18 protein-coding genes are annotated in these 16,242 nt (G+C 38.2%); 16 read left to right on the top strand and 2 right to left on the bottom strand.

The features are described 5' to 3' along the window. The first annotated feature begins 237 nt into the window (after nt 1-237). From IGJ24_RS03620 to recN, 9 genes are all read left to right on the top strand, one after another. Nucleotides 238-669, top strand: a complete 432-nt coding sequence (locus tag IGJ24_RS03620; protein ID WP_289865469.1) for an Asp23/Gls24 family envelope stress response protein — start codon at nt 238-240, stop codon at nt 667-669. Continuing rightward, nucleotides 662-1,114 carry a transcription antitermination factor NusB gene (nusB, locus tag IGJ24_RS03625; RefSeq protein ID WP_002355875.1) on the top strand — a complete coding sequence of 151 codons (453 nt, stop codon included), beginning with the start codon at nt 662-664 and terminating at the stop codon, nt 1,112-1,114. The genes IGJ24_RS03620 and nusB overlap by 8 nt, the downstream gene beginning before the upstream one ends. Before the next feature lie 103 nt (nt 1,115-1,217). Then, nucleotides 1,218-2,063: a bifunctional methylenetetrahydrofolate dehydrogenase/methenyltetrahydrofolate cyclohydrolase gene (locus IGJ24_RS03630; protein ID WP_289865470.1), complete on the top strand. Its 846-nt coding sequence runs from the start codon at nt 1,218-1,220 to the stop codon at nt 2,061-2,063. Nucleotides 2,064-2,072: 9 nt separating this feature from the next. Beyond that, nucleotides 2,073-3,419: an exodeoxyribonuclease VII large subunit gene (gene xseA / locus IGJ24_RS03635; protein ID WP_002355877.1), complete on the top strand. Its 1,347-nt coding sequence runs from the start codon at nt 2,073-2,075 to the stop codon at nt 3,417-3,419. A 1-nt stretch (nt 3,420) separates the two neighbouring features. Then, a complete protein-coding gene (locus tag IGJ24_RS03640) occupies nt 3,421-3,651 on the top strand; it encodes an exodeoxyribonuclease VII small subunit (RefSeq protein WP_002355878.1) in 231 nt (76 codons plus the stop codon). Beyond that, nucleotides 3,651-4,532 (top strand): polyprenyl synthetase family protein, encoded by an 882-nt coding sequence (locus IGJ24_RS03645; RefSeq protein WP_002355879.1) that lies wholly within the window; start codon nt 3,651-3,653, stop codon nt 4,530-4,532. Before IGJ24_RS03640 ends, IGJ24_RS03645 begins: the two co-directional genes overlap by 1 nt. 13 nt (nt 4,533-4,545) lie before the next feature. Beyond that, on the top strand, nt 4,546-5,361 hold the full coding sequence (locus IGJ24_RS03650; protein WP_289865471.1) for a TlyA family RNA methyltransferase: 816 nt from the start codon (nt 4,546-4,548) through the stop codon (nt 5,359-5,361). Nucleotides 5,362-5,499: 138 nt separating this feature from the next. Beyond that, entirely contained in the window at nt 5,500-5,949 is a 450-nt protein-coding gene (locus tag IGJ24_RS03655) for an arginine repressor (RefSeq protein ID WP_002358881.1), read from the top strand. 17 nt (nt 5,950-5,966) lie between these two features. After that, the gene (gene recN / locus IGJ24_RS03660) at nt 5,967-7,640 is read left to right on the top strand and encodes a DNA repair protein RecN (RefSeq protein WP_002386195.1); all 1,674 of its coding nucleotides are present in this window, start codon (nt 5,967-5,969) and stop codon (nt 7,638-7,640) included. A 90-nt stretch (nt 7,641-7,730) separates the two neighbouring features. Here the strand turns inward: recN and IGJ24_RS03665 are convergent, their stop codons facing one another. Both IGJ24_RS03665 and IGJ24_RS03670 read right to left on the bottom strand, forming a co-directional pair. Next, a complete protein-coding gene (locus IGJ24_RS03665) occupies nt 7,731-7,841 on the bottom strand; it encodes a DUF4044 domain-containing protein (RefSeq protein WP_002383399.1) in 111 nt (36 codons plus the stop codon). A 67-nt stretch (nt 7,842-7,908) separates the two neighbouring features. Next, on the bottom strand, nt 7,909-8,874 hold the full coding sequence (locus IGJ24_RS03670) for a magnesium transporter CorA family protein (protein WP_002383400.1): 966 nt from the start codon (nt 8,872-8,874) through the stop codon (nt 7,909-7,911). A 244-nt stretch (nt 8,875-9,118) separates the two neighbouring features. Between IGJ24_RS03670 and IGJ24_RS03675 the strand changes: the two genes are divergently transcribed. The 7 genes from IGJ24_RS03675 (at nt 9,119) to murD (ending at nt 16,239) form a co-directional block, all read left to right on the top strand. Continuing rightward, nucleotides 9,119-9,511 carry a DUF3397 domain-containing protein gene (locus tag IGJ24_RS03675; RefSeq protein ID WP_002383401.1) on the top strand — a complete coding sequence of 131 codons (393 nt, stop codon included), beginning with the start codon at nt 9,119-9,121 and terminating at the stop codon, nt 9,509-9,511. Between the two features lie 233 nt (nt 9,512-9,744). Then, on the top strand, nt 9,745-10,230 hold the full coding sequence (gene mraZ / locus IGJ24_RS03680) for a division/cell wall cluster transcriptional repressor MraZ (RefSeq protein WP_002383402.1): 486 nt from the start codon (nt 9,745-9,747) through the stop codon (nt 10,228-10,230). Between the two features lie 14 nt (nt 10,231-10,244). Next, on the top strand, nt 10,245-11,201 hold the full coding sequence (rsmH, locus tag IGJ24_RS03685) for a 16S rRNA (cytosine(1402)-N(4))-methyltransferase RsmH (protein WP_002355891.1): 957 nt from the start codon (nt 10,245-10,247) through the stop codon (nt 11,199-11,201). Between the two features lie 16 nt (nt 11,202-11,217). Beyond that, complete coding sequence (gene ftsL, locus IGJ24_RS03690; protein ID WP_002358883.1) at nt 11,218-11,625, top strand: cell division protein FtsL; 408 nt, start codon at nt 11,218-11,220, stop codon at nt 11,623-11,625. After that, on the top strand, nt 11,625-13,853 hold the full coding sequence (locus IGJ24_RS03695) for a penicillin-binding protein (RefSeq protein ID WP_289865472.1): 2,229 nt from the start codon (nt 11,625-11,627) through the stop codon (nt 13,851-13,853). The genes ftsL and IGJ24_RS03695 overlap by 1 nt, the downstream gene beginning before the upstream one ends. A 27-nt stretch (nt 13,854-13,880) precedes the next feature. Beyond that, nucleotides 13,881-14,846, top strand: coding sequence for a phospho-N-acetylmuramoyl-pentapeptide-transferase (gene mraY / locus IGJ24_RS03700; RefSeq protein WP_002355894.1), 966 nt, complete (start codon nt 13,881-13,883; stop codon nt 14,844-14,846). A gap of 22 nt (nt 14,847-14,868) precedes the next feature. Next, on the top strand, nt 14,869-16,239 hold the full coding sequence (gene murD / locus IGJ24_RS03705; RefSeq protein ID WP_002415087.1) for a UDP-N-acetylmuramoyl-L-alanine--D-glutamate ligase: 1,371 nt from the start codon (nt 14,869-14,871) through the stop codon (nt 16,237-16,239). Nucleotides 16,240-16,242 lie beyond the last annotated feature (3 nt).

The raw sequence follows: 16,242 nt of genomic DNA on the forward strand, positions 1-16,242 counted from the left end.
TTTTAGTCAGAACTTAGCTTTTCTGGTAGCGAAATAGGCTAATTAATGATAAACTAAGAACGAGTATTGATAAGCAAAATTTGGACGTTCTTTCACAACTAACTGAAGAAACCAGTGTTGTTTTAATTTTTAAGAATCATCCGTTGCTTAAAAGAGAATCCTTAAGAGACTTAGTGATTCATCAAATAAATCGTTTATTTAACGATTTTGTGCGTAATAGATAAGGAGGACAACCAAATGTCAGAAGAAAAAAATCTTGTAATCAATGCAAACGATTCTTTAGGAGAAATCGTGATCGCTCCTGAAGTCATTGAAGTAATTATCGGAATCGTTGCTTCAAAAGTAGAGGGCGTTTATGGGATGCGCGGCACGTTTGCCAATAATGTGAATGAATTATTAGGCCGTGCAGCACACGGCAAAGGTGTATATTTACGAACAGAAGAAGAAGGCTTAAAAGTCGATATCTATTGTTACTTGAACTACGGTGTTTCTGTGCCAAAAGTTGCATTAGAAATGCAAGACCGTGTGAAACAACAAGTCTTATTTATGACAGATATTGATTTAGTTGAAGTGAATATTCATGTTGTAGCGGTAGTACCTGAAAAAATCCCTCAACCAGACTTAAATGAATTATTCCCAGAAGATGAAGATGGAGAAGAGAATGAGTAAAACAGAATTAACCCGTCACGAGATTCGTGAAAAAGCGCTCCAAGCCCTTTTTCCTTTAGATTTTAATGCTGATTTAACCAAACAAGATGCCATTGATTATGCATTGGCTTATGATAATCGGGAAATCGTCAGTGAAGATGGCGAAGACCTAGTCCCTACGTATTTAGATTTACTTGTCGGCGGTGTGTGTAGCCGCAAAGCAGAACTAGACGAAGTGATTACGAACCATTTAGGTAATAACTGGTCTATGCAACGCTTAGCCAAAATAGATATTGTTATTTTACGCTTAGCTATTTTTGAAATGCTATACGTTTCAGATGTGCCAAACATTGTGGCATTAAATGAAGCCGTTGAGTTAAGTAAAAAATACAGCGACGACCGTTCACGTAAATTTGTTAATGGTGTGTTATCAAATGTAATGAAAGAAATTGATTCAGAGGCGTAAGCTCTGAATCTTTTTTTACTATCTAACTGGTGTTAAGATACTGGGTTATATGCTAAAATAAATACTATTAAAGAAGTAAAGAAACAATAGAGGGAGCGAAGGAATGAGTACAGTAATTAACGGTCGTGAATTAGCAGATCAAATGCAAGCAGAGATTCAAAAAGATGTAGAAAAGATGACACAACAAGGCATCCAACCAGGATTAGTTGTTTTATTAGTTGGGGAAAATCCTGCCAGCCAAACGTATGTGAGAAATAAAGAACGTGCAGCAGCCAAAATTGGCATTCTGTCAAAGGTCGAAAAACTGCCAGAAACTATTTCAGAAGAAGAATTATTGGCTGAGATTGACAAATATAATCAAGATTCACGCTTTCATGGCATTCTTGTACAACTACCTTTGCCAAAACATATTGATGAAGAAAAGATTTTATTAGCGATTGATCCCAAAAAAGATGTAGATGGGTTCCATCCAATGAATTTAGGCCGTTTGTTTGTAGGCAAACCTGAAATGATTCCTTGCACGCCGTATGGAATTATGAAGATGTTTGAAGCCTATGATATTGATTTAACAGGTAAACGTGCGGTGGTTATTGGTCGAAGTAATATTGTTGGCAAGCCAATGGGACAATTATTGTTAATGAAAAATGCGACCGTGACGATTGCCCATTCTAAAACTGAACATTTAGCAGAAGTTGCAAAAGAAGCGGATATTTTAGTTGTAGCAATTGGACGCGGGCATTTTGTCACCAAAGAGTTCGTGAAACCAGGTGCGGTAGTGATTGATGTGGGTATGAATCGCAATCAAGAAGGAAAACTGATTGGTGATGTAGCATTCGATGAAGTTTCTGAAATTGCAAGCTATATCACACCAGTTCCCAAAGGTGTTGGCCCAATGACGATTACCATGTTAATGTATCAAACAGTCGAGGCAGCAAAAAAACAAAAGTAAGGTGAAAAAATGACGCAACAGTATTTAACAGTAACAGCCTTAACGAAGTATTTAAAACGTAAATTTGATGCAGACCCTTACTTAGGACGTGTCTATTTAACAGGTGAAATTTCGAACTTTCGCTTCCGAGCGAACGCGCATCAGTACTTCAGTTTAAAAGATGACCATGCGAAGATTTCTGCAATTATGTTTAAATCAGCCTTTCAAAAATTGAAGTTTCAACCAAAAGAAGGCATGAAAGTCATGGTGGTGGGGCGGATTTCGCTTTATGAAAACAGCGGCTCCTATCAAATTTATATTGAACATATGGAACCAGATGGTGTAGGTGCACTTTATCAAGCATTGGCAGAATTAAGAGAAAAACTAGGAAAAGAAGGACTTTTTGAAGGGCCTAAACAACAGTTGCCTCGTTATCCCAAACGAATCGCTGTGGTTACAAGTCCTAGTGGTGCTGTCATTCGGGATATCATTACGACAGTCAAAAGACGCTACCCAATTGCACAACTGGTCCTTTTTCCAACCTTGGTCCAAGGCGAGCAGGCGGCGGATGACATTGTGCGGAACATTCAGCGAGCCGATGCGCAAGGCGATTTTGATACGATGATCATCGGCCGTGGCGGTGGTTCAATCGAGGATTTATGGCCATTTAATGAAGAAAAAGTGGCTCGAGCCATTCATGCTGCCACCACACCGATTATTTCATCGGTTGGTCACGAAACAGATGTGACAATTGCCGATATGGTAGCAGATGTTCGTGCAGCAACGCCAACGGCAGCAGCGGAACTAGCGGTACCAGTTTTAAATGAAGAACTATTAAGAATTAGTGAACGGCGTAGTCGTTTAGAACAAAGCTTTTTATATCTCTTACAACAACGAACAGAACGTTTCCAACGACTACAAAATTCTTATGTGTTTAAGCAACCTGAGCGACTTTATGAAGGTCAAACGATTAAATTAGATCGAATGACGCAACGTCTTTTCCAAGCAATGACAACAATTCATCACCAAAAACAACGTCAAGCCCAAGGAATTATCGCTCAATTGCAACAACAGACACCAAAGGGACAATTAAGAGAAAGTCAGCAACAATTGGCATTTTTACAACGAAACTTGCAAACACAAATGACACAATTGTTCCTAAACAAACAAAAGCAATTCACGTCTGCTGTTCAACAATTAGACTTACTCAGCCCACTCAAAATTATGGGTCGAGGATATAGTTATACTACAAAAGAGGACCGTGTCGTTAAAACTGTTACCGAGTTACAGCCAGCAGATCAATTAACGATTCATTATGCTGACGGTACAGTTCAAGCAAACGTCGAAACAATAACAGCGAAAAAAGAGGAGTTTTAACATGCCAGCAAAAGAAAAAACGTTTGAAGAATCATTAAATGCCTTAGAAGAAATCGTTCAGCGCTTAGAACGAGGAGATGTTCCTTTGGAAGAAGCCTTAGCTGCCTTTCAAGAGGGCATGGCATTAAGTAAACAATGTCAAGATACATTGGAAAAAGCGGAAAAAACTTTAACGAAAATGATGACAGAAAACAATGAAGAAATTGTTTTTGAAGAGAGCGAGGAAGCGTAATGACGAATTTTAGTCAACAGCATTTACCGTTGGTTGAAAAAGTCATGGTCGATTTTATCGCAGAATATACTGAAAATGAGCGTTTGAAAGAAGCAATGCTCTACTCAATACACGCAGGTGGCAAACGATTACGCCCGCTATTAGTGTTAACAACAGTGGCCGCTTTTCAAAAAGAGATGGAAACACAAGACTACCAAGTGGCTGCCTCTTTAGAGATGATTCATACGTATTCATTAATTCATGATGATTTACCAGCAATGGATGATGATGATTTACGTCGTGGCAAACCAACCAATCATAAAGTGTTTGGTGAAGCGACTGCTATTTTAGCAGGGGACGGCTTATTAACAGGTGCATTTCAGTTACTTTCTTTGAGTCAATTAGGCTTAAGTGAAAAAGTTTTACTGATGCAACAACTGGCAAAGGCAGCGGGGAATCAAGGCATGGTTGCCGGCCAAATGGGTGATATTGAAGGAGAAAAAGTCAGCTTGACTTTAGAAGAGTTAGCGGCTGTTCATGAAAAGAAAACCGGAGCGCTAATTGAATTCGCCTTAATTGCTGGGGGCGTATTAGCCAATCAAACAGAAGAAGTCATTGGTTTACTGACACAGTTTGCGCATCACTATGGCTTGGCTTTTCAAATTCGTGATGACTTATTAGATGCCACAAGTACAGAAGCAGATTTAGGTAAAAAAGTAGGCCGAGATGAAGCGTTGAATAAAAGTACGTATCCAGCTCTTCTAGGGATTGCTGGCGCGAAAGATGCGCTAACACATCAATTAGCAGAAGGCAGCGCTGTTTTAGAAAAAATCAAAGCAAATGTTCCCAATTTTTCAGAAGAACATTTAGCAAACTTGTTAACTCAGTTACAATTGAGATAGAAAGAAGGCACTTATGAAAAAAGAACGCGTCGATGTCTTGGCGTTTAATCAAGGACTATTTGAAACACGAGAAAAAGCCAAACGCAGCGTGATGGCTGGTTTGGTTTACAATGATAAAAATGAACGTTTAGATAAACCAGGGGAAAAAATTTCTGTGGAGACACCCTTACATACTAAGGGCCAAGTAATGCCTTATGTTTCTCGTGGGGGCTTAAAACTAGAGAAGGCACTAAATGTTTTTGCAATCAACGTTCAAGGCAAAACAATGCTAGATATTGGTTCCTCCACAGGTGGTTTTACCGATGTTGCTTTACAAAATGGGGCTCGTTTGAGTTACGCTTTAGATGTTGGCTATAACCAACTAGCATGGAAAATTCGGCAAGATGAACGCGTGGTGGTAATGGAACGTACCAATTTTCGCTATAGTAAACCCGAAGATTTCACCGAAGGGGTGCCGAATATTGCAACGATTGATGTTTCCTTTATTTCGTTACGCTTAATTTTGCCACCTCTTCATGATATTTTGAAAAAAGGCGGTAGTGTGGTGGCGTTAATTAAGCCGCAATTCGAAGCTGGCAAAGAGTTTGTTGGGAAAAAAGGAATCGTGCGTGATCCAGAAACCCATCAAATGGTTGTGGAGGAAATTACACGCTTTGCCATGAATAACGGTTATGATGTGAAAAACTTAGATTTTTCACCAATCACTGGTGGCGAAGGAAACATTGAATTTTTGGCACACTTAGTTTCTGTTGAAGGAGAAGGATCCTATCAAGCAACAGAATCCATTGAAGAAGTTGTCGCGCATGCGCATCAAAAATTAGCGGAATGATGAGAAAAGTTAGAAGAAAGAAGTGGACGCCTACGGGTGAAAGCTTCTTTTTTGTATAAATCTAGTAATTCATCTTTTAAAATGCATAAAAATAAGCTATGATGAGGGCAAGAGTAAACTGAAAAGGAGAGCGGCGCCATGAGAAAGCAAGATAGACACCGTTTAATTACACGTTTATTGACTGAAAAAAATATTCAAAAGCAAGAAGATTTTGTCAACTACTTACAAGAAAAGGGCGTAGCTGTAACACAAGCAACAATTTCTCGCGACATTAAAGATATGAAACTGATCAAAGTTCCATCTGCAGAAGGGGGTTATCGATATAGCCTTCCATTAGAAACACAAGCTAATACGAGTGCTAAACTTGCAAAGCTTTTAAAAGATGCCTTTGTAGCTGCAGAACAAATGGAAAAATATGTCGTATTACGAACCATTCCTGGCAATGCGGCGGCGTGTGGTAGTTTAATCGAAAAGAATTACCAAGAGAAACTTTTTGCCGTCATCAACGATGATGATAGTGTTCTCATGATTGCACGAACTGAGGAGGCGGCAGAAAAACTTCATAAAGAGCTGTTAAGCTATCTATAAAGAATGAGGTGAACAAGATGTTACAAGAACTTTCCGTGAAAAATTTTGCGATTATCTCTTCGTTACAATTAGAGTTTCAAATGGGTATGACCGTTTTAACGGGAGAAACGGGTGCGGGGAAATCCATCATTATTGATGCAATGGGATTACTCACAGGCGGACGCGGCTCCAGTGACTATATTCGTCAAGGAGCAAATAAATGCACCTTAGAAGGACTTTTTTCAATGCCGAAAAGTCAAGAATTAAAGCAATTATTAGAAGAATTAGGTATTGAAACAGAAGAAGATTCTTTAGTGATTCAACGAGATATTTCCGCTTCTGGTAAAAATGTTTGCCGTGTCAACGGACGGATTGTCAACATTACTAATTTAAAAAGAATTGGGGAATATTTAGTAGATATTCATGGCCAAAACGAACATCAAGAATTGATGCAAAGTGAACGCCACATTGATATGTTAGATGAATTTGGTGGAAAAAAACTTTTAGCAGTCAAAGAAAAATATACACAGGCGTATCAAGAGTATCGCGCACTCGAAGCCAAAGTCAGAAAGCGACAAAAAAATGAAAAAGAATTTGCCCAAAGAATGGACATGCTTCATTTTCAAAGTGATGAAATTGCTAGTGCACAGTTAGTCGCTGGCGAAGAAGAACAATTGCTAGAAGAACGCAATAAACTGAACAATTTTCAAAAGATTGCTGATGCACTGACGATTAGTTATGCCGCGCTAAATGGTGAAGACGATAGTAGTTTGGATAAAATCGGAACAAGTATGAATGAACTCGCTTCGATTGAATCCCTTGATCCAGAATATAAATCATTGTCAGATACTGTTCAAAATGCTTACTACTTACTACAAGAAGCTAGTGGAGATCTTTCTAGGTTGATTGATGGCTTAGAACTAGATGAAGGCCGCTTGAATGAAGTAGAAAATCGTTTGGAATTAATCCGTCAAATGAAACGTAAATATGGCGATTCAATCGAAACGATTTTATCTTACTATGAAGAAATCACCAAAGAGTTAGCAGAGGCTGATTTTTTGGAAGGTGGTACAGGTGACTTAGAAGCGTTGCTTGCAGAGAAACAACAAGCGGCTCATCAACAAGCGTTAGCTTTACGAAAAGAACGAAAGCGTCTAGCCAAAGAGCTCGAACAACAAATTTTAACCGAATTAAAAGAACTATATTTGGAGCGAACTGAATTTGAAGTCCGCTTTACAGAACTTGAGCATTTACAAGAAAATGGCTTAGACGGAGTAGAATTTTATATTACTACTAACCCAGGGGAACCATTAAAACCGTTAGTTCGGGTGGCTTCTGGCGGAGAACTTTCGCGAGTGATGCTGGCTATGAAAACAATCTTTTCTCAAACGCAAGGGATCACTAGTATTGTTTTTGATGAAGTAGATACAGGAGTCAGTGGCCGAGTAGCACAGGCGATTGCCGATAAAATTTATCAAATTTCAGAAAATTCGCAGGTGTTGTGTATCACGCACTTGCCACAAGTGGCGGCCGTTGCCGATGAACATTATTTTATTGAAAAAGAAATCGTGGCGGGTCGGACAGAAACAAGCGTCCGAATTTTATCTGAAAAAGAGCGAGTAAACGAAATTGCGCGTATGCTCGCAGGAAGTGAAATTACGAAATTAACCATTGAACATGCACAAGAGCTGTTGGCGATGGCGAAAAAATAGCCGCTCTATTTGAGCAAGTAAAAAAACAGCCCCTTCAATTGATAGAAGGGACTGTTTTTTTACTTTTAATGTGTGAAAAAGTTCTCCAGTTTAAAGACTAAGAATTGCTGTTAAAACAGTTGAACCTACAATTGCGATCAGCATTAGCCAAACCACGACTTTCGTGATTTTTGAAAAGCGACTTTGTTCTTTGTCGTTCATAAATGACACGTCCTTTTTAATTTCTGCTAATAGTGTACAACCTTTTCCTGAAAACAGCAACCTAAAGTTATAAGAGATTCTTTTTCTTTAAAATTCGAATACTAATTACGCAGATTAAGGTAGTGATAGCAAAAATAATCCAAAAAGAATATTCATGCTCTGCAAAAGGGAGTTTCACATTCATGCCGTAGATTCCCCCGATGATGGTCGGGATGGTTAGGACAATTGTTAAGGATGTTAAAATTTTCATGACATTATTTAAGTTATTTGAGACGATTGCTGAAAAAGTATTACTAATGTTATCAACTAATTTTAGTTGTATTTTAGTCGTATTCAGTCCTTGTTCTAGTTCAATCAAAATATCCCTTAAAAATGGCAAATGTTTTTCTGGATGATTAAAAATTTCAGCGCTATATAAACGTTTTAATACTTTTAAATTATCCGTTAAAGCTGCTTCGAAATAAACTAGACTTTTTTGAATGTCCATAATCTGATACAATTGACTATTTTCTGTGGCTACTTGGAGCTCTCCTTCAAGTTTGTTGGTTTGTTGGATAAGTGCTTGTAAGTTTTTATTGAAGGAAAGGGCCATCTTCCATGAAAGGGCTAAAATTAAGGCCTTCTCAATAGAAAGATCTTGATGCGTGAACGCCTCTTTTTGGATCCCATGAACGATGTCGTTAGGCCCATTGCTAACAGTAATTAGTTTGTTATCGACGGTTGCGATTAAAGCAATCGGCACCGTTTCTACTTGCAGATAGCCACTAGGGCTGATACTAGCTTTGGGATAACGAAATAAAAGTAACGTAGGCGTTTGTAATTTTTCGTGGCGGAAACCTTCCACTCGAGCATTTTCTTCATCATCTAAAACGCCGGTAAGATAATCTGTTGGTAAGTGGTATTGATTGACGAGACGCTCGATTTCTTCTTCTGTAGGAGATTCTACCGAAATCCAACTTAGGGCTTCATCGTCTGGTGAACAAGGTTCAAAATAGTCATTTTTCAATAATAAATAATTAATCAAAAGATTCACCCCGAATCAACATTTTTTGTTCTAAATCCATTATAATAGAAGTATGACACAATACGAGAAGAAAAGCTTATAAAAAACATTCAAAAATAAGTGGCCGCAATAGGTGAGGCCTCGTTTTGAAAATGGTTTGATAAGTAATCCGTTTTTTATATGAAAAAGCGAGCAAAAAGGGCTTTTAGCACATATATTTAAACGAAATGAAACATCTGTGTAACGTTGATGAAGTATAGTTATAGCAGGTGGAATGAAAGGATTTGTTGAGAGAATGGTGTCGTTTTCGGCAATAATGTTATTTTGGTATATTTTTCCGGTAATTGTGCTCTTTGCGTGCAATTTTCTCGTGTCCACTTTTTCCCTAACGGAACGTTGGAAAATAAAAGCACCGGATTTGGCCATTCCGTTTTTATTCATAGGGATCCATGAGTTATCCAAAGATAGTTATGATGAATCGATTATGCCGTATTTTGTGATTTCTATTTTGTTATTAGGAGTCGCTGTTGCCCTGTTTCAAGCTTATTATTATGGAGAGATTTTATATAGACGATATTTCAAGATGTTTTGGCGGTTGACGTTTTTACTAACGTTTGTGTTGTATGTGTTGCTTATCTTGCTAAATATCAGTCATTATCTACTGTAATAAAGCGTGGAGACGATAGGGGAAATACGCTGTGGGAAAATGTCCCCCACAACTCCCCACTCCGTGGGGTTTTTTTGTTATTTGTGGGGTTATTTTATAAAAAACATAGTAAAAACCTTGTTATAATAACATTTTTTGTTGGGTGATGCTTGTTACATAAAACCCTGTAAATATTACAGAAATTTTAAATAACAGTTAAAAAATAGAAGTTTTTAGATTTATAGTGGTAGAAAGTGGTGGGATGTGGTAGACTTGTTCTATCAAGTGGAAAAGCGGGTGTATTGGCTATGCTTATGGGTGAATACCAACATAATATCGATGCCAAAGGCCGCCTAATCGTTCCATCAAAGTTTCGTGAGGAACTTGGTGAAAAATTTGTGGTAACGAGAGGGATGGATGGCTGTTTATTTGGTTATCCTTTAAATGAATGGTCACAACTTGAAGCAAAACTTCAAGAAATGCCCTTAGCTAAGAAAGATGCACGTACCTTTGTACGATTCTTTTATTCCGCTGCAACAGAATGTGAGATTGATAAGCAAGGTCGTATCAATATTCCGGCGAATTTACGAACACATGCCAGTTTAGAAAAAGGCTGTGTTGTTATTGGCGTCTCTAACCGAATTGAAATTTGGAGTGACGAACGTTGGCATGCATTCTCTGATGAAGCTGAAGAAAACTTTGATGAATTAGCAGAAACAATGATTGATTTTGGATTTTAGGAATGAGGCAAATGATGACTGAAGAATTTCGCCATTACACCGTTCTTTTAAAAGAAACAGTGGATGGATTACAAGTGAAGCCGGATGGCGTATACGTAGATTGCACACTCGGTGGTGCCGGACATAGTGAATACTTACTGACACAATTGAATGAGCACGGTCATTTATATGCCTTTGATCAAGACCAAAAAGCGTTGGCACATGCTAAGACTCGTTTGCAGAAATATGTAGACAAAGGTCAAGTGACCTTCATCAAATCAAATTTTAGAAATATTAAAGAAGAATTGGCAGAACACGGGGTGTTCCACGTTGATGGGATTCTATACGATCTAGGTGTTTCTTCACCACAATTAGATGAAGCAGAACGTGGTTTTAGCTATCATCAAGACGCGCCCTTAGATATGCGCATGGATCAAGACGCACCCTTGACGGCTCGCGAAGTGGTGAATACGTATAGTTATAGTGAGTTGGTAAAAATTTTCTTTCGTTATGGGGAAGAGAAATTTTCGAAACAGATTGCTCGAGAAATTGAACGTGTTCGCGAAAAGCAACCAATTGAAACAACAGGTGAACTCGTTGAGATTATTAAGACGGCGATTCCAGCTCCAGCAAGACGCAAAGGTGGACATCCTGCAAAACGAATTTTCCAAGCAATTCGCATTGCCGTTAATGATGAATTAGGGGCAGTTGAAGAGTCGCTAGAACAAGCAATTGATTTGCTAGCGAAAAATGGCAGAATCAGTGTGATTACGTTCCATTCGTTAGAAGATCGTATCGTTAAAACAATGTTTAAAGAATACAGTACGGTACAAGATTTGCCACCAGGCATTCCAGTGGTACCAGAAGAATTTCAACCAGAATTAAAAGTAATTACTAGAAAACCAATTTTACCAAGTGACAGTGAGTTATCTGAGAATAATCGTTCACGAAGTGCGAAGTTACGCATTGCCGAAAAAATAAAATCTAGATAGAGAGAGGGGTAGACACATGGCTGAATTGAAGAAAGTAAATGATTTCCATTATGAAGCACCAGAAATGGATCAGCCAACTGTGGCAACAGAGCAAGACAGAAAAATGCAAGAGGAAACACTACCTGTCCCCACTCTATTACCCAAAAAGAAACTAAAAAATGTCTCTTTACTAGAAAAATTAATCGGTGTTGTATTAGTTTGTGCAACGATTGGTATTGCAATTGCGACAATTCAAGTAAGAACGACAATTGTCCAAACCATGAACGATATTACAGAAACACAAGCAGTCATTAAAGAAAAGGAAGATAACGCTTTGAAATTGGAACAAGAAAGAAGCGAACTTTCTAAATCAGATCGAATCAAAGATGTCGCTAAAAAACAAGGACTAGAAAATAACGGCGACAATGTTAGGACTGTTAAATAATGAGTAAAAGACATAAATTTAAACAATTCATGAAAAAGAAAAACTTAAATCCGATGAACAATCGTAAAAAAGTAGGCATCATTTTATTCGCTACGAGTATTGGATTGTTCTTTTTATTTGCCTTTAGAACGACATACATTGTGGCAACAGGCAAAGTAGCCGGTGTATCACTAAAGGAAAAAACAGCTTCTCTATATGAAGGAAGCCAAGTGGTAAAAGCTAAGCGAGGATCAATTTTAGATCGATATGGTAATCCAATTGCAGAAGATGCTACTTCCTATTCGTTATATGTCGTATTATCAAAAAAATATACGGGACAAAATAATGAAAAGCTATATGCGGAGAAAAAAGACTTCGATGATATTGCTGAAATTTTAGCGAAATATACCAAACTAGACAAAAAAACAGCATTGAAATACTTGAATAATGGGATCCATGAAGATGGGTCAACACAATATCAAGTGGAATTTGGTACGGGTGGTCAAAACATCACCTTGGAAACACGCCAAAAAATTGAAGCAGATTTGAAAAAGAAAAAAATTTCAGGTGTTTATTTCAATGAACATCCAGCCAGATTATATCCCAATGGTCAGTTTGCTTCTCACTTTATTGGCTATACAAAAGCAGCCAATCCAGATGATGATAAAGAAGGCTTAGTAGGCGCAATGGGACTAGAACAGACCTATAATGATATTTTAAGTGGAACCGATGGCCGTGTGTATTTTGAAAAAGATATTTATGGCAATGCCTTACCAGGAACTGTGGCGGAAGAGAAAAAAGCAGTGGATGGTCAAGATATTTACACGACGCTAGATAGTCGCTTGCAAAATACCTTAGAAGATTTAATGACGCAAGTTAATGAAAAATATGAACCAGTTTCTATGACTGCCATGTTAATGGAAGCAAAAACAGGCGAAATTGTTGCCATGTCTCAACGGCCAACATTTAATCCTGAAACGAAACAAGGGTTAGACGATAATGGCACGTGGCAGAACCTATTAGTTGAAAGTCCTTATGAACCAGGCTCAACAATCAAATTATTTACAACAGCTGCTTCTATGGAACAAGGACAGTTTAATCCTAATGAATTATTCAATCGTGTTGGTGGAATTCAAGTTGGGGATGTAACTGTGAATGACCATGACTACACTCGGTTGAACGGCAAAGAATATTTGAATTATCGTCAAGCCATTTCTTGGTCTAGTAATATTGGTATGGTAAAACTAGAACAAAAAATGGGTGATGAAAAATGGATGGAATATTTGAAAAAATTTGGTTTTGGTACGAGCACGCATTCAGGTTTAAGTGGTGAATCTGCTGGTAAATTGCCAGGAACAAACTTTGTAGATAGAGCAATGTCGGCATTTGGTCAAGCAATTACGGTTACTAATTTCCAAATGATGAAAGGTTTCTCAGCTATTGCAAATGACGGTTCAATGTTGCAACCTCATTACATCAGCAAAATTGTTGACAAAAATACAGGAAAAGAAACGATTACGGAACCACAAATCGTAGGAACCCCAATCAAAGCGCAAACAGCTCAACAGATTCGTACGTACATGATTGATACTGTTGAAGACCCGACTTACGGGATTGCGTATGATATTTATAAAGTACCAGGCTATCATGTTGCTGCCAAAACAGGAACTGCCCAGATTTCAGATGGTAAAGGGTACGTTGATGGAGCAAGTCAAGTCTTGTCTTCTGTAGTGGAAATGGTCCCAGCGGATAATCCTGAATATGTTTTGTATATTACACTTAGACAAGCAAAATCAGGTTCGCCTTCAGAAGCAATGGCGGCAATTGCAAACCCATTAATGAAATTAGCGTTAGACATTAAAGAGGCAGATCCGGAAACAACGAAAGTAGCTTCTGATAAAGTCACAGTTGCTGATTATAAAAATATGACACCAGCGGAAGCGTTGGCCAATGCCAAAGTGAACGGGGTGGATCCTGTGATTATCGGCGATGGTGAAAAAATCAAGAAACAATCAACGCCGTCTGGTCAAACATTAATGCCTAATCAAAAATTGATTTTGATCACAAATGGAACGAACTATATGCCTGATTTAACCGGCTGGTCGAAGAGCGATGTTACCAAGTTTGGCGATCTATTAGGTTTGACTGTCGAGTTTAAAGGTGAAGGCTATGTGACGAAACAAAGTATCGCTGCTGAAACTGAAATTACGGAGAAAAAATTAACCGTGACTTTAGAAGGCACAGAATAATAACGTAGAATAATTAGGAGAGATAACATGGAGTGGACACAGATTTTTATTCCCATAGTGGTGAGTTTTGCCATTACAGTGAGCGTAATGCCACTATTCATTGGCTATTTTCAAATGAAAAAACAAGGGCAGGTTACTCGTGAAGATGGCCCAACTTGGCATAGCGTGAAAACAGGTACCCCTACAATGGGTGGAGTCGTTTTCCTTGTAGCCAGCTTGATTACTTCGCTAGCAATGGGGTTATTTTTCCACCAATTTACGCCGTCTCTACTAATTATTCTATTTATTTTAGTGTTATACGGTTTGCTAGGTTATTTGGATGATTTCATTAAAGTCTTTAAAAAACGGAATATGGGCTTGAATTCTCGTCAAAAATTAATTGGTCAAATTTTTGGTGGGTTGGTTTTCTACTTTGTTTATCGAAGTGAAGGCTTTTCAGACACCTTAGATTTGTTTGGAGTAGCAGAAGTTCCGTTAGGTATTTTTTATGGCGTGTTTATTATTTTTTGGTTAGTCGGTTTTTCTAATGCCGTGAATTTGACAGATGGAATTGATGGCTTAGTTGCTGGTTTAGGAACAATTTCATTTGGTACTTATGCAATTATTGCTTGGAAACAACAACAATTTGATGTTGTGATTATCTGCCTAAGTGTGATTGGTGGGCTGATTGGCTTTTTCCCTTATAATAGAAAACCAGCAAAAATTTTCATGGGTGATGTTGGTTCATTAGCATTAGGTGGATTGTTAGCAGCAATTTCAATTATTTTGCATCAAGAATGGACGCTACTTTTAATTGGACTTGTCTACGTTTGTGAAACAGCAAGTGTTATTTTACAAGTTGCTTCATTTAAATTATTTGGTCGACGGATTTTTAAAATGTCACCAATTCATCACCATTTTGAAATGTGTGGTTGGTCTGAATGGAAAATTGATTTTGTCTTTTGGTCTGTCGGTTTAATCTGTTCAGGAATCACATTATGGATTCTTTTCTAATCTATCAAAGGGGAAATTGACAATGAAAAAAATAACAACCTATCAAAACAAAAAAGTGTTGGTTTTAGGACTAGCTAAAAGTGGTGTCAGCGCAGCGAAACTCTTACATGAGTTAGGTGCGCTCGTTACCGTTAATGACGCGAAACAATTTGATCAAAACCCTGACGCCCAAGATTTATTAACCTTGGGTATTCGTGTTGTTACAGGGGGGCATCCAATTGAATTGTTGGATGAAGAATTTGAACTAATCGTTAAAAATCCTGGTATTCCTTATACAAATCCACTTGTGGCAGAAGCACTAACTCGGAAAATTCCTATCATAACTGAGGTGGAATTAGCAGGTCAAATTGCCGAATGTCCAATTGTCGGCATTACGGGCACCAATGGTAAAACAACCACGACCACGATGATTGGTTTACTGCTAAATGCTGACAGAACGGCTGGTGAGGCACGTTTGGCGGGAAATATTGGTTTTCCAGCGAGTACGGTGGCTCAAGAAGCAACGGCCAAGGATGATCTTGTGATGGAACTTTCTAGTTTTCAGTTAATGGGAATTGAGACGTTTCACCCACAAATTGCAGTAATTACAAATATTTTTGAAGCACACTTGGATTATCATGGTTCGCGGAAAGAATATGTTGCTGCAAAATGGGCCATTCAAAAAAACATGACCGCAGAGGACACCTTGATTTTAAATTGGAATCAAGTAGAGCTTCAAACGTTAGCCAAAACCACAGCGGCCAACGTATTGCCTTTTTCAACGAAAGAAGCAGTAGAAGGGGCTTATCTTTTAGATGGGAAATTATATTTTAATGAAGAATATATTATGCCCGCCGATGAGTTAGGTATTCCTGGCAGTCACAATATTGAAAATGCACTCGCAGCGATTTGTGTAGCTAAATTAAAAAATGTATCGAATGTTCAGATTAGACAAACTTTGAAAAACTTTTCGGGCGTTCCCCATCGAACGCAATTTGTTGGCGAAGTTCAGCAAAGACGTTTTTATAACGATTCAAAAGCAACCAATATTTTAGCTACAGAGATGGCGTTAAGTGGGTTTGACAACCAAAAGCTACTTTTACTTGCGGGTGGCTTGGATCGCGGTAACTCATTTGATGAATTGGTTCCTGCCCTGTTGGGACTCAAAGCAATTGTTTTGTTTGGAGAAACCAAAGAAAAATTGGCGGAAGCTGCTAAAAAAGCGAACATTGAAACAATTTTATTTGCTGAAAATGTTCAAACGGCGGTTACCATTGCCTTTGATTATTCGGAAAAAGATGATACTATTTTACTATCACCTGCTTGCGCAAGTTGGGACCAATACCCGAATTTTGAAGTACGCGGGGAAGCCTTTATGCAAGCTGTTCAACAATTAAAAGAAAGTGAAATGTGAGAA

Source organism: Enterococcus sp. DIV0546 (genome assembly GCF_051712785.1).
GTDB lineage: Bacteria > Bacillota > Bacilli > Lactobacillales > Enterococcaceae > Enterococcus > Enterococcus faecalis.